The sequence below is a fragment of the Niveispirillum sp. GW835-FHT14G11 genome, from assembly GCF_058793615.1.
This window is the reverse complement of record NZ_JBXAFZ010000001.1, coordinates 500,407-513,243: the sequence shown is the minus strand read 5'-3', so window position 1 is coordinate 513,243 and position 12,837 is coordinate 500,407. Positions and strand designations below refer to the sequence as shown.

At 66.4% G+C, this 12,837-nt stretch carries 14 protein-coding genes; 6 read left to right on the top strand and 8 right to left on the bottom strand.

Translation table 11 applies throughout. The features are described 5' to 3' along the window. Nucleotides 1-8: 8 nt before the first annotated feature. The gene (locus AC1Q7F_RS02575; RefSeq protein ID WP_492503481.1) at nucleotides 9-1,457 is read right to left on the bottom strand and encodes a M48 family metalloprotease; all 1,449 of its coding nucleotides are present in this window, start codon (nucleotides 1,455-1,457) and stop codon (nucleotides 9-11) included. Nucleotides 1,458-1,538: 81 nt separating this feature from the next. After that, complete coding sequence (locus AC1Q7F_RS02570) at nucleotides 1,539-1,988, bottom strand: cyclic nucleotide-binding domain-containing protein (protein ID WP_492503479.1); 450 nt, start codon at nucleotides 1,986-1,988, stop codon at nucleotides 1,539-1,541. Between the two features lie 92 nt (nucleotides 1,989-2,080). On the opposite strand from AC1Q7F_RS02570, the gene AC1Q7F_RS02565 reads away from it, so the two are divergent. Next, nucleotides 2,081-2,500 (top strand): hypothetical protein, encoded by a 420-nt coding sequence (locus tag AC1Q7F_RS02565; RefSeq protein WP_492503477.1) that lies wholly within the window; start codon nucleotides 2,081-2,083, stop codon nucleotides 2,498-2,500. Nucleotides 2,501-2,558: 58 nt separating this feature from the next. Here the strand turns inward: AC1Q7F_RS02565 and AC1Q7F_RS02560 are convergent, their stop codons facing one another. Beyond that, entirely contained in the window at nucleotides 2,559-3,545 is a 987-nt protein-coding gene (locus AC1Q7F_RS02560) for a zinc-dependent alcohol dehydrogenase family protein (RefSeq protein WP_492503475.1), read from the bottom strand. A 116-nt stretch (nucleotides 3,546-3,661) separates the two neighbouring features. Here AC1Q7F_RS02560 and AC1Q7F_RS02555 point away from each other — a divergent pair, with 116 nt between their 5' ends. Then, nucleotides 3,662-4,558, top strand: a complete 897-nt coding sequence (locus AC1Q7F_RS02555) for a LysR substrate-binding domain-containing protein (protein ID WP_492503473.1) — start codon at nucleotides 3,662-3,664, stop codon at nucleotides 4,556-4,558. Here the strand turns inward: AC1Q7F_RS02555 and rraA are convergent, their stop codons facing one another. Both rraA and AC1Q7F_RS02545 read right to left on the bottom strand, forming a co-directional pair. Continuing rightward, entirely contained in the window at nucleotides 4,559-5,035 is a 477-nt protein-coding gene (gene rraA / locus AC1Q7F_RS02550; RefSeq protein WP_492503471.1) for a ribonuclease E activity regulator RraA, read from the bottom strand. A gap of 36 nt (nucleotides 5,036-5,071) precedes the next feature. Next, nucleotides 5,072-6,199 (bottom strand): GGDEF domain-containing protein, encoded by a 1,128-nt coding sequence (locus tag AC1Q7F_RS02545; protein WP_492503469.1) that lies wholly within the window; start codon nucleotides 6,197-6,199, stop codon nucleotides 5,072-5,074. 208 nt (nucleotides 6,200-6,407) lie between these two features. Between AC1Q7F_RS02545 and AC1Q7F_RS02540 the strand changes: the two genes are divergently transcribed. Then, on the top strand, nucleotides 6,408-7,430 hold the full coding sequence (locus AC1Q7F_RS02540) for an NADP-dependent oxidoreductase (RefSeq protein ID WP_492503467.1): 1,023 nt from the start codon (nucleotides 6,408-6,410) through the stop codon (nucleotides 7,428-7,430). A gap of 49 nt (nucleotides 7,431-7,479) precedes the next feature. Here AC1Q7F_RS02540 and maiA read toward each other — a convergent pair whose 3' ends face one another. After that, complete coding sequence (gene maiA, locus AC1Q7F_RS02535) at nucleotides 7,480-8,112, bottom strand: maleylacetoacetate isomerase (protein ID WP_492503465.1); 633 nt, start codon at nucleotides 8,110-8,112, stop codon at nucleotides 7,480-7,482. A gap of 41 nt (nucleotides 8,113-8,153) precedes the next feature. Between maiA and AC1Q7F_RS02530 the strand changes: the two genes are divergently transcribed. Then, the gene (locus AC1Q7F_RS02530) at nucleotides 8,154-8,912 is read left to right on the top strand and encodes an SDR family oxidoreductase (RefSeq protein ID WP_492503463.1); all 759 of its coding nucleotides are present in this window, start codon (nucleotides 8,154-8,156) and stop codon (nucleotides 8,910-8,912) included. On the opposite strand, the gene AC1Q7F_RS02525 is transcribed toward AC1Q7F_RS02530, so the two are convergent. Then, a complete protein-coding gene (locus AC1Q7F_RS02525; protein ID WP_492503461.1) occupies nucleotides 8,909-9,922 on the bottom strand; it encodes a fumarylacetoacetate hydrolase family protein in 1,014 nt (337 codons plus the stop codon). The genes AC1Q7F_RS02530 and AC1Q7F_RS02525 overlap by 4 nt on opposite strands. Nucleotides 9,923-9,962: 40 nt before the next feature. Next, on the bottom strand, nucleotides 9,963-11,105 hold the full coding sequence (locus AC1Q7F_RS02520; RefSeq protein ID WP_492503459.1) for a homogentisate 1,2-dioxygenase: 1,143 nt from the start codon (nucleotides 11,103-11,105) through the stop codon (nucleotides 9,963-9,965). A 101-nt stretch (nucleotides 11,106-11,206) separates the two neighbouring features. On the opposite strand from AC1Q7F_RS02520, the gene AC1Q7F_RS02515 reads away from it, so the two are divergent. Together AC1Q7F_RS02515 and AC1Q7F_RS02510 are read left to right on the top strand one after the other, a co-directional pair. After that, on the top strand, nucleotides 11,207-11,653 hold the full coding sequence (locus AC1Q7F_RS02515) for a MarR family winged helix-turn-helix transcriptional regulator (RefSeq protein ID WP_492503457.1): 447 nt from the start codon (nucleotides 11,207-11,209) through the stop codon (nucleotides 11,651-11,653). 152 nt (nucleotides 11,654-11,805) lie between these two features. Next, the gene (locus AC1Q7F_RS02510; RefSeq protein ID WP_492503455.1) at nucleotides 11,806-12,831 is read left to right on the top strand and encodes an amino acid ABC transporter substrate-binding protein; all 1,026 of its coding nucleotides are present in this window, start codon (nucleotides 11,806-11,808) and stop codon (nucleotides 12,829-12,831) included. Nucleotides 12,832-12,837 lie beyond the last annotated feature (6 nt).

The following is a 12,837-nucleotide window of genomic DNA, read 5'->3' as shown; positions in this document are numbered from 1 at the left end:
GCCCCCCGTCACCCCTCGATAATGGTCTTCACCCACAGGCCGGGCCGGGGCTCGGTGCCGGGCGGGATGTTGTTCAGGACGCGGAACCGTTCCTCGCCATGATCCTTCAGCGGCTGGGCGGCCACGAAGCCGGCCACCGTCTGTCCCGGCTTCACCTGCACCACCTTGATCCGATAGGGTTTCAGGCTGGTCTTTTCCGTGGCGGTCAGGCGGCGGAAGCCCTGGACCGTGCCCATGAAGCCGCCATCCAGCCGTTCCGCCCGATCCCAGGGCGCCGTCAGAAGGAAGCGGTAATAGCGGCCGTTGTTGCCCGCGATGGCGACCAGCCGGGCGAAGACGGGACCGTTCTGACCCGACAGGCGGGTGATGGCAGTGGCCCCAGGTTGCCCATCAATGGTCAGGGGGCGGGCATCGGCCAGCGGCGCCCCCTTGGCCCAGACAGTGGCGATGTAATCACCAGCGCTGTAGGCGCCCTGGGCCGGCGCGTCGGAGAACACGATCTGCGACCCATCCGGACCCAGACCGATGACCGCCTGATCGCTGTTCAGCAACCGAAAGCCGTCCGGCACCTCGAACCTTATGCCCAGCCCGGTATGGGCAAAGACCCGGCCCCGCACAAAGCCGTGGGCCGGGCTGTCGCCATAGATCATGCCGTCAATGGCCCGCATGTAATCTTCATTACGGATCAGATAGCTGGCACCGGGCGTCAGCGACGCGGCGGCCGATGCCCGTTCCGCCCGGTCACCCGTGGGCGGATGGGTCTGGAGATAGCTGAACCGGTCGGCCTTGCCCGGCTGCCCGGCCAACAGCGCCTCCAGTTGCGCATGGCGTCCCATGGAGGAGAGGAACCCCGCCATTTCGCGGGGATCATAGCCGGCGGCCGTCATGTAGCGGATGCCCAAATTGTCGGCCTGGAGTTCCTGGCCGCGCGAGAAGCTGGCCAATGCTGCCTGTGCGCCCTGCTGCGCCAATTGTCCGGCCCCCTGGCCCAGGAAGATGCCGGCCAGCACCGCCCCGCCCTGGGCCAGGACGCCGCGGCCATAGCGGTCGGCGGAATGGCGGGCGGTGACATGGCCGATCTCATGCCCGACCACGCCGGCCAGTTCCGCCTCGCTATTGGCCAGCGCCATCAGGCCGCGACTGACATAGACATAGCCGCCGGGCAGGGCGAAGGCATTGACGATGGGGCTGTCCAGCACGGTGAAAGTATAGCGGGTGCTGGCGATCTCCGTCTTCGCCGCAAGCGACTGGCCCAGCTTGTCGACATAGGCCTGCAGCCTGGCATCCTCATACCGGCCGCCAAATTCCTTCAGCATTTCCGGATGTTGCTGGGCGCCGATGGCGGCTTCCTTCTCCGGCGGCATCAGGCCCGTCAACTGCCGGTCGCCCGTGACCGGGTTGGTCGAGCAAGCGGCGAGATAAAGCGGCAGCAGCAGCGGCAGCAGGCGACGGGTCATGGTGTTCCCTTCCCGTTTCAGGCGGTTGCAACCGCCCTTATGCCAAAGCCAGGCCCATCAAGGGAAGTCATCCGGTAGGGGTCAGCCTTTGGCGCGGCTCAGTTCCACGGTCATGAATTCCAGGCGCCTTGCCACGTCGCGCAGCATGGGCAGGGCGATGCGGGGAAACTCCTCCATCAGCCGGAAGAAGCCGTCGCGGCCGATGCGCAGGGTACCCACCGGTCCCACGGCGAAGGCGGTCGCCATGCGCGGCCGGTCGCAGAGGATGGAGACCTCCCCGATGATGCCGCTGCCGGCGAAGGTACCCAGGTCGATCGGCCCGCCGGGCGTGTCGATCACCATATCGACGCGGCCGTCCAGGATCACATAGGCGGCATCCGATTCCTCGCCCTGGCGGAACAGGGCGTCGCCATCCTTGAAACAGGCGGTCTCGCTGGTGAAGGCCAGCAGTTTCAACTGCGGCGTCTCCACATCCTTGAACAGGGGCAGGCGCCGGAGCGCCTCGACCTGCGCGGTCAGGCTGGCGATCATGTTTCACCTCCCTGCGGCGCCGGTTTTGCGAGGTGGCACCTTGTTGTCATAGTGGTGCAACATCACGGCCCCGCTGTCCAGCCCCACACCCAATGTCCCTGCCCCGCCATCCCCACCCCATCCTGTTCCGGGCTCAGCCGATGCGGCCGGGCGAGGCGGCGGCACGGCTGGACATGGCGGAAAGCCTGGCGGCAGGCGGAGAGGCGGTGATGCTGGCCTGGGGCGGAATGGCGCCGACGGGGGCGATACCGGCGGGCGTGACGCTGTGGCCGCTGCCGCCGGCGCGGGCGGATGAGGGGACGCCGGGTCTGATCCTGGATGCAGACGGGCGGATGGCCGATCCGGCCTGGAAGAAGCGGCGGGCGGCGGTGCTGCTGGCCCTGTTCGCGGGCATGAAACCGCGCCTGATCGTGCTGGATGCGGCGGGGCCCGGCTTCCGCTTCGAACTGGAGCCGCTGACGGGGATGGCGCGGCGACGGATGCCGGCGCCGGAGATACGGGTCTGGCCGTAACGCAAAATGCCGGGCGGGAGGCCCCCCGCCCGGCGCCTGAGGGTGCTGGGAAATGACGTCAAACGATATCGATCACCAGCTTGCCCTGGGCCTTACCCTCCTCCAGCCGCGTATGGGCGGCACCGACATCGGCCAGGGTGAAACGGGTGGGGTCGACCAGCGGTCGCAGCGTACCCGCCACCTTGCGCAGCACCTGGCCCTGATGCACCCGGTCGATGGCGAAGCCATGGTCATGCAGCATGGGCAGCAGCATGAAGACCACATGCAGGCTCAGCCCCTTGCCATGCATGGGCGACAGGTCGGCGCTATAGCCGGCAACAATGGTCACCACCTGACCGTTGAAGCGGGCGGCGGCGAAGCTGGTGGCGATGTCGCTGCCGCCCGTGGCATCCAGCACGATATCGAAGCCGGCACCGCCGGTCAGGCGGGCCACATAGGCCTCCACCGATTCGGTCTTGTAATTCACCACCTCGTCCGCCCCCAGCGACCGGGCCAGGTCGGCCTTGGCGTCGGATGACACGGTGGTGGTGACATGGGCACCCCGGGCCTTGGCGATCTGGATGGCGACATGGCCAACCCCGCCGGCCCCGCCATGGATCAGCACCTTGTCCCCCGGCCTCACCCGCGCCCGGTCCACCAGCGCCTCCCAAGCCGTCAGGGTGACCAGCGGCAAGGCGGCAGCATCGCGCAGCGACATGCCTGCCGGGGCGGGGGCCAGCAGGCGGGCGTCGGCCGCCACATATTCGGCATAGGTACCCTGGAGCCCCGTCACGCCGCCCACGCAGCCATACACCGCCTGTCCCACGTCGAACCCCGTCACGCCCTCACCCAGTGCCACCACCGTACCGGCCATGTCGCAGCCCAGGATGCCCGGCAGGGCTGGGGCGATGGCGCGGCCATTCTTGCGGATCTTGGTATCGACCGGGTTGACGCTGGCGGCATGGATTTTCACCAGCACCTGGCCAGGGCCGGCCACGGGCGTGGGAACCTCCGCCAGCTTGAAATTCTCCACGCCGCCGAAATCCGTCAGCAACAACGCCTTCATCTTGGTCTCTCCATCCATCGGTGCGGGGCATCGCCCCGTTCATGAGGACAGGATGGGCTTGACGGATGAATTACGGAAACGAATTATATTGATCGAGATGATCAAGGATTTTGATGATGTCTTCCCATGGTACCGACCTGGATATCGACGCGCTGCGCGCCTTCGTGGCCATCATCGACCATGACGGGTTCACGGCCGCCGCAGAGCGGCTGCACCGCACGCAATCGGCGATCAGCATGAAGATCAAGCGGCTGGAGACGGTGCTGGGCCGAGCCCTGTTCGACCGTACGGGGCGTGCCATGACCCTGACGGCGGAGGGGGAATTGCTGCTGTCCTACGCGCGCCGGATGCTGGCCTTGAATGACGAGACGGTGGCGCGGCTGCTGGCCCCCGATGCGTCGGGCCTGGTGCGGTTCGGGGTGGCGGAATATTTCGCGCCGGAGCAACTGCCCCTGCTGCTGGCCCGCTTCCGCCGCGCCCATCCGCGCGTGCGGCTGGAGGTTTCCGTGGGCCTGGGCAGCGACATGGTGCAGGAGATCGTCGACGGCCGGCTGGACGTGGTCATCGCCAAGCGCAACGAGACGGGGCCGCAGGGGCGCTTCCTGTGGCGCGAACCCGTGGTGTGGGTGGCGGCTTCCGACTGGCGCCATGACGCCGGCGACGGACCGTTGCCGCTGTGCCTGCTGCCCGACCCCTGCATCTATCGCACCCGCGCCGTGGCCGCCCTGGACCGGATGGGCTGGCCCTGGGGCACCACCTATGCCAGCGGGTCGTTCATGGCGGTGCGGGCGGCGGCCCTGGCCGGGCTGGGCGTGACCTGCCTGGGTGCGGGCGCCCTGGTGCCGGGCCTGCGCGTGCTGGGCCCGGCGGAAGGGTTCCCGGCGTTGGAGCCGGTGGAAACGGCAGTGTTCGGGGAGGAACGGGCCAAGGACGGCCCGATCCAACCCCTGATCGACTTCCTGGTACGCGAGGTACAGGCCATCGCCCTGCCGCCCGTGGCCCAGGCGGCTTGATCACGCCTTCTCCGGCAACACCACCACGCCATCCTCGTCGCTATAGACCCACTGGCCGGGGATGAAGGTACAGTCGCCGAAAGCAACGGTCACATCCGCCTCCCCCGCTCCGGTCTTGGCACTTTTCAACGGGTTGGTGCCAAGCGCCTTCACGCCCAGGGGCAGGTCACCGATGGCGACGCTGTCGCGGATGACGCCATTGACGATGATCCCGGCCCAGCCACTCTTCACGGCCAGGGCGGCGATGATGTCGCCGACCAGGGCCGATGCCAGCGACCCGCCGCCATCGACCACCAGCACGGCACCGTCGCCGGGTGTGGACAGGATCGATTTCAGCAGGGCGTTGTCGCGATGGCAGCGCACGGTGCGGATGGGTCCGGCAAAGCGGGCATGACCGCCCAGATTGCGCAATTGCAGGGAACAGCTGGCGATCACGGCTTCATGTGCATCGACCAGATCGGCGGTAGCGAAATCCATCGTTCGGTTCCTCCGGGCTCGGGTAGAAAGGGCGCTTTACGGCGTCAGAGTACCCGGTTCCGTTCCCCTGTCCATGCTGGCGCGACCGATCACCACACGGTCGCGGCCCTGCGCCTTGGCAACGTAAAGCGCCTTGTCGGCCAGGGCCATCATCGCCTCCACCGTCGGGGCCTCCGGCCCATGGGTGGCGATGCCGACGCTGACGGTCGCAGTCACCGACATTTCCCCGTCCGTCACCGGCGTAGCGGCCAGCAATGCCCGCAGTCGCTCGGCCAGCTGTGCGGCGGCGTAGGCGTTGGTTTCCGGCATCAGCACCACGAACTCCTCGCCACCCACCCGGGCGAACAGGTCGGTCTGGCGCAGATTGGCGCGGCCCAGGTCGGCCAATGCGCGCAGCACCTTGTCACCGAACGGGTGGCCATAGCGGTCATTGATGGCCTTGAACTGATCCAGATCCAGGATCATCAGCGACAAGGGCCGGTTGAAGCGCCGGGCGCGCTCCACCTCCCCCTTGGCCTCATCCTCCAGCCGGCGGCGGTTGGCAACGCCGGTCAGCGGATCAATATGCGCTTGTTCCTCCAGCTTCAGTTCCAGCCGGAACCCGTAACGGGCCGTGCGCTCCAGCGCCAGGGCCAGGATGCCGGAGGCGAAGACGCCGGTACCCACGAAGGCCAGCACATTGAACAGCGCGAACCCTTCCACCCCCTTCAGCAGCAGCAGCGCCACGACCACCGCGAAGCCGGGCAGGTTCAACAAGGGCACCTGCCGCGCCCGCGTCACCACCACCGCCGACACGGTGGGGAACAGGGCCAGCCCGGCCGGGCCATAAAGGAACCCGTCCTTCAGCAGATATTGGCTGAGCGCGATGGAGACGGTGCCCGATGACACGGCCAGCATGCCGATCCAGCGCAGTTCCGTGGGCGTCGACCGCGTGCGTAGCAGCTTCCAGGCGCACCACAGCATGATGATGGTGCCGGAGCCGCGGATGATCAGGCAGGCCAGGAATTGCGTCGGGTCCAGCAGCCAGTCCCACAGCAGGAAGCTGAACATGGCCAGGGCGCCGATGGCGACCGGCGCCAGCAGGGCATCGTTCAGGCGCGAGGCCCGCCAGACGTCGAAACGCCTTTCCGTGGCCTCGTCGAAACTCGGCAAAAGGAAACCCATCCCCCCACCCGGCCCTTGATTGAAAGGGCTTCTCGCTGTTTCTCTGCTAGGATGATGTTGCGCCAACACCCTTGGGTTGACAACCCGCTGCAGAGGCCATCCCGGATCCGGATTTTCGAACGATCGGACGAAAATCGCGATTGAATCGAACGCGCGTTTGAATGATGCTGGCGCCCAATGATCCAAAACGTATCAAGGGGAGGATGACATGTCCGACGCGATCAACCGCCACTGGCTGCTGCTGGACCGTCCCAAGGGCGGCAATTTCAGCGAGGTTCTATCCCTGCGCGAGGAGGCGGCCCCCCATGCGGGCGAGGGCCAGATCCGGGTGCGCACGGTCTATCTGTCGCTGGATCCGACCAATGCGGTGTGGATGCAATATGACAGCTACCTGCCGGCCGTGCCGCTGAACACCACCATGCGCGGCCTGGTACTGGGCGTGGTGGACCAGTCCAACCATGCCAAGTTCAAGGTCGGCGACATCGTCACCGGCATGGGTGCCTGGGCCGATTATGTCGTGGCCGACGGCGCCTCCTTCGGGCGGGTGCCCAATATTCCGGGCCTGCCGCTGCTGGCCTATATGGGTCCGCTGGGCATGACCGGGGCCACCGCCTATTTCGGCCTGCTGGATGTGGGCCGGCCGAAGGAGGGGGAGACGGTCGTGGTCTCCGCCGCTGCCGGGGCCGTGGGATCGCTGGTCGGCCAGATCGCCAAGCTGAAGGGCTGCCGCGCCGTCGGCATCGCCGGCTCGGCCGACAAATGCGCCTGGCTGACCGGTGAGCTGGGCTATGACGCCGCCGTGAATTACAAGGAGAAGGGTTGGCAGAAGGCGCTGAAGAACGCCGTGCCCAATGGCATCGACATCTATTTCGAGAATGTCGGCGGCGAGATCGCTGAGGCCGCGCTGAGCCTGCTGAACATCAAGGGCCGCATCCCGTTCTGCGGCGCCATCAGCCAGTATAATGCCACCGAGCCGCCGACCGGCCTGCGCAACCTGTCCGTCCTGGTCAGCCGCCGGGCCCGGATGGAAGGCTTCCTGGTGCTCGATTACGCACCGCGCATGGCGGAGATGTATGCCGAGATGGGGCCATGGCTGGCCGAGGGCAAGATCAAGTGGAAGGTCGAGCTGGACCAGGGGCTGGAAAACACCCTCACCTCCTTCGCCAAGCTGTTCAGCGGCGGCAACACCGGCAAGCTGGCCTTGCAGGTGTCGGACGAGCCGGCGCGATAAGGGCTGGGCATTTACCTTCTCCCTCCCCCCATGGAGGGAGAAGGTTTCCCTATTCCGCATCCCCCTGCCGCCCGGGCGCCGCCACCTGGAACGCCTCCAAGGTCTGGCAATGGGCGTCGATGGAAACCAGCTTGGGATAGGCCGCCAGATCCACCCCGAATCGCCGGGCGTTGAACATCTGCGGCACCAGGCACAGGTCGGCGAAGGTCGGGACCCCGCCCATGCAGAAATCCGGACCCTGGACCATCCGCTCCAGGGCCGCGAACCCCTCCGCCGTCCAGTGGGCGATCCAGGCCTTCACGCCCTCTTCCCCCTGGCCCAAGGGGCCGCGCAGATAGTTCAGGACCCGCAGATTGTTCAGCGGATGCAGGTCCGCCACCACGGCCAGCGCCATGGCCCGCACCTTCGCTCGTGACGCGGGATCGGCCGGCAGCAGGGCTGGTGTCGGGTGCCTTTCCTCCAGATATTCCAGGATGGCCAGCGATTGCGGGATCACAGCGTCGCCATCGACCAGGGTCGGCACCAGCCCCTGCGGGTTGATATCCCGGTAGGCCTGCCCCTTCTGCTGCCCGCCATCCTTCAGCAGATGGACATAGGCCGGGTGCCATTCGATGCCCTTCCATGCCAGCGCGATGCGGACGCGATAGGCGGCGGACGATCGGAAATAGGTGTGGAGCTGCATCTCTGGTATCACCGGCCAGGGGTTGAAGGGGGAGAAGGGCCATGGCCCGTCCGTTGGAAGGCAGGATAGCACTGGTCACCGGCGCCTCGCGCGGCATCGGTGCGGCCATCGCCGAACGGCTGGCCCGTGATGGCGCCGATGTGGCCATCCATTACGGATCGCACCGGCAATCGGCGGAAGCATTGGCCGACCGCTGCCGCGCGGACCATGGCGTGCGCGCCCAAGTCTTCCAGGCGGATCTGGCCGACCTGTCGGATACGGGCGGGGCCGTTGCCCTGTTCACCGCCGTGACCGCAGCGCTGGGCGTGCCCGACATCGTGGTCAACAATGCCGGCACCGGCCGCTTCGCCCCCATCCAGGAGATCAAGGCCCAGGAACTGGCCCAGGTCCTGGCCGTGAATGCCGCCGCACCGCTGCTGCTGGCACGCGAAGCGGCGAAGGCGATGAGGCGCGGCGGGCGCATCATCAATATCGGCAGCGTCATCACCGACATGCCCGTGGGGCTGCGGTCGGTCTATGCCGCGTCCAAGGGGGCTGTGCATGCCATGACCGGCGTGCTGGCGCAGGAACTGGGGCCATTGGGCATCAATATCAACACGGTGGCCCCTGGTGTGACGGCCACCGACCGGTTCAAATCCGGCGACCGGTCGCGCGAGGGGGAGATCACCAAACGCACCGCCCTGGGCCGCATCGGCGAACCCGACGACATCGCCAACGTGGTCGTCTGGCTGGCCGGGCCGGATGCGGCCTGGATCACGGGTGAGGTGATCCGGGCCAGCGGCGGGTTGCGGGGACTTTAAGCTTCGTATTTCCGCACCGTCTGATCGATGGCACCGAACACGGAGCGGCCGTCCTTGTCCTGCATCTCGATCCGCACCCGGTCGCCGAAGCGCAGGAAGGGGGTGGTGGGCTTGCCGTCGCGGATGGTCTCGATGGTCCGGATTTCCGCGATGCAGCTATAGCCCAGGCCCCCCTCGGCCACCGGCCGCCCGGCCCCGCCATCCGGGTCCTTGTTGGACACCGTACCCGACCCGATGATGGTGCCGGCCGACAGCGGCCGCGTCTTGGCGGCGTGTGCGATCAGGGTGGGGAAGTCGAAGGTCATGTCGACCCCGGCATTGGGCTTGCCGAAGGGCTGGCCGTTGATCGATGACAGCAGCGCCAGATGCAGCCTGCCGCCATCCCAGGCGTCACCCAGGCTGTCGGGCGTCACCGCCACAGGGCTGAAGGCGCTGCTGGGCTTGGACTGGAAGAAGCCAAAACCCTTGCCCAGCTCGTTGGGGATCAGGCCGCGAAGTGACACATCATTGACCAGCATCACCAGCCTTATATGCGCTCTGGCCTGTTCCGGCGTCACACCCATGGGCACATCGCCGGTGACCACGGCCACCTCGCCTTCCAGGTCGATGCCATAGGCCTCGTCCGCCATCAGGATCGGGTCATGCGGCGACAGGAAACTGTCGGACCCGCCCTGATACATCAGCGGATCGGTCCAGAAGCTGGGCGGCATCTCGGCATTGCGGGCCTTCCGCACCAATTCCACATGGTTCACATAGGCCGACCCGTCCGCCCATTGATAGGCGCGGGGCAACGGGCTGGCACAGTCGGTCTCATCGAACGGCTGTCCATCGATCTCACTGCCATTCAGCTTCGCGGCCACGGCCGCCAGCGCAGGGGCGACGCTGTCCCAATGGTCGAGCGCCTGTTGCAGGGTCAGCGCGATCTCCGGCACGGCCACATAGCGGGAAAGGTCGTCGGACACCACGACCAGACGGCCATCACGGCCCTGTTGCAGGGAGGCGAGTTTCATGGGGGAACTCCAATAGGGTAATTTTCGTGGGCAGCGAGCTTTAAGGCTTCACCCGCCAGCTGTCGGCATAGGCATGGTTCTCCACGCCGTCGGGCATCCCCGCCACCTCCAGCGCGTCGCGGGTATCGACCATCACGGCATATTCGTCCGTGGCCGGCTTGGTCTGCACCAGCATCTTGCCCAGCGCCTTGGGGTGGGGCCCATGGGTGAAGCCGGACGGGTGGAAGGTCATCATGCCGGCCTTGATATTGTCGCGGCTGAAGAAGTCGCCGGCATGGTAGAACAGCACCTCATCGTAATCGTCGTTATTATGGAAGAACGGAATCTTGATGGCGCCCTCGTCCGTCTCGAACGGGCGCGGGGCGAAGGTGCAGACGACGAAACGGTTGGCGACGAAGGTGGTGTGGGCGCTGGGCGGCAGGTGATAGCGGTGGCTCATCAGCGGCCGCACATCCTTGACGTTCAGCCGCACCGGTGCCAGATCGCCCTTCCAGCCCACGGCATCCAGCGGATTGAACGGATAGGTGACCGTACTGATCGCGCCGCGCCGCTTGACCAGCACGCGCCAGGAACTGCCGGGGCCGGTATCGGCCTGCTGGTCCAGGAAGGCCTTGTCGATCTTCGGCGTGTCCAGGATGGCGGGGTCGAACACCGCATGCGGGCCGACGATGCCGCGGTCGGGCAACTGGTAGATCGATCCCGTGGCCTCGATCAGCAGCGCCGTCACCGGCCGGGCCGGGACGAGGCGCCACATGGTACCGCGGGGCAGCACGACATAATCGCCGGCCGTCACGCTCAGATGACCATAGTCGCAGAATAGGTCGCCATCGCCCTCATGCACGAAGATCAGGTCGTCGCCATCGCCATTGCGGGCCAGATGGTCCATGGGTTTGTTGCAGTGCCACATGCGCATGCGGCAATGGGCGTTGAACAGCACCTCCTTCGCCGCCCACGGCCCCTCCGACATGCCTTCGATCAACTGGTTCAGGTCGAAGGCGCGCGGGCGCAGCGGACCTTCCCAGCTGGTCCAGCCGGTGGGCGCGTTGCGATGATACATATGGGTCGCCGGGCCAAAGAAACCTTCCCGGCCCAGTTCCCGTTCGAACGTGCCGGGCGGCAGGTCGGCATGGGCCTGGCGCGAGGCATCGCCCTCGATCCTTGGGAAAGAAATGTACCGGCGCATGGGTGTCCTCCCACCTGTTTCGAATATCGTTTCACTTGAAACGAATATGCCGGATCACAGAGCCTCTTGCAAGTCCGCTGTGCACAGGCCACCCTTGGTCCATGCTCGACCTTGATGATTTCCTGCCCTATCGCCTGAACGTCCTGGCCAAGCGCGTCAGCCGCGAGCTGGCGCGCCGGTATGAGGCGCAGTTCGGCATCTCCATCCCCGAATGGCGCGTGATGGCCATCCTGGGGCGTGAACAGCCCTTGTCCTCCAACGACATCGTGGAACGCTCCGCCATGGACAAGGCCAAGGTCAGCCGGGCGGTGACCTCCCTGGTGGAGGCGGGGCTGCTGTCGCGCGACACGCACCCGTCGGACCAGCGGCTGCTGCGCCTGTCCTTCACGCCGGCCGGGCGGACACTTTACGACAGGATCGCGCCCCTGGCGCTGGAATGGCAGCAGCGCTGGCTGAACTGCCTGGACGAGGGCGAACTGGCACAGTTCAAGGCCTTGTCGGGAAAGCTGGAGATACAGCTGGAACAGCTGGCACGGGACGTTTTGTGACAGGATTGCCCATCCTTACGGCAACTTGGAAAATTGTCGCGATTGTCCCCGTTACGGGGTTGTTTCATCGCGGTAATGAATGCTTAACTGCTTGACATGAAAGGGGCCGGTTTCGGACCATCGGCCCTGGTTGAACAGGGGAATTACAGACAATGAGCCTTCGCCTTCAGGGGGCGGCCGCCATGGCCGCAGCACTCCTTGCCTTCACCGCCGCCCCGGTCCTGGCCGGGCCCACCTTGGACGCGGTCAAGAGCAAGGGACAGCTGACCTGCGGCGTGAATACCGGCCTTCCCGGCTTCTCCAGCCCCGACAGCCAGGGCAAGTGGACGGGCCTGGACGTGGATGTGTGCAAGGCCGTGGCCGCCGCCATCCTGAATGACACCGCCAAGATCCGTTATACCCCCCTGTCGGCGCAGCAGCGCCTGACCGCCCTGCAATCGGGCGAAATCGACCTGCTGGTGCGCAACACCACCTGGTCGCTGACCCGCGACGCCCAGGGCCTGGATTACGCCCCCGTCGTCTATTATGACGGCCAGGGCCTGATGGTGGCGAAAAGCCTGGGGGTGACCAGTGCCAAGCAGTTGGACGGCGCCACCGTCTGTGTGCAGCCGGGCACCACCACCGAGCTGAATCTGGCCGACTGGTTCCGCGCCCACAACCTGTCCTTCAAGCCCGTGGTGATCGAGGCGCTGGACGAGGTGAATGCCGCCTTCTTCTCCGGCCGCTGCGACGTGCTGACCACCGACATTTCCGGCCTGGCCGGCGTGCGCGCCTCGGTTGCCTCCAACCCCGATGATTTCATCATCCTGCCGGAAGTGATGTCGAAGGAACCGCTGGCCCCCGTGGTGCGCCATGGCGACAACCAGTGGCGCGACATCGTCAGCTGGACCATCTACGCCCTGATCGAGGCGGAGGAGAAGGGCATCACCCAGGCCAATGTCGATGCCAAGCTGAAGGATGTGGACCCGGCGGTGCAGCGCCTGCTGGGCGCACAGGGCGACCTGGGTCCGGGCCTGGGGCTGGACAAGGCCTGGGCCTATCGGGCCATCAAGGCCGTGGGCAATTACGGCGAGATCTTCGAGCGCAATATCGGCAAGAAGACGCCGCTGAAGCTGGACCGCGGCCTGAACGCGCTGTGGACCAATGGCGGGCTGATGTACGCCCCGCCCGTCCGCTGACGCTGA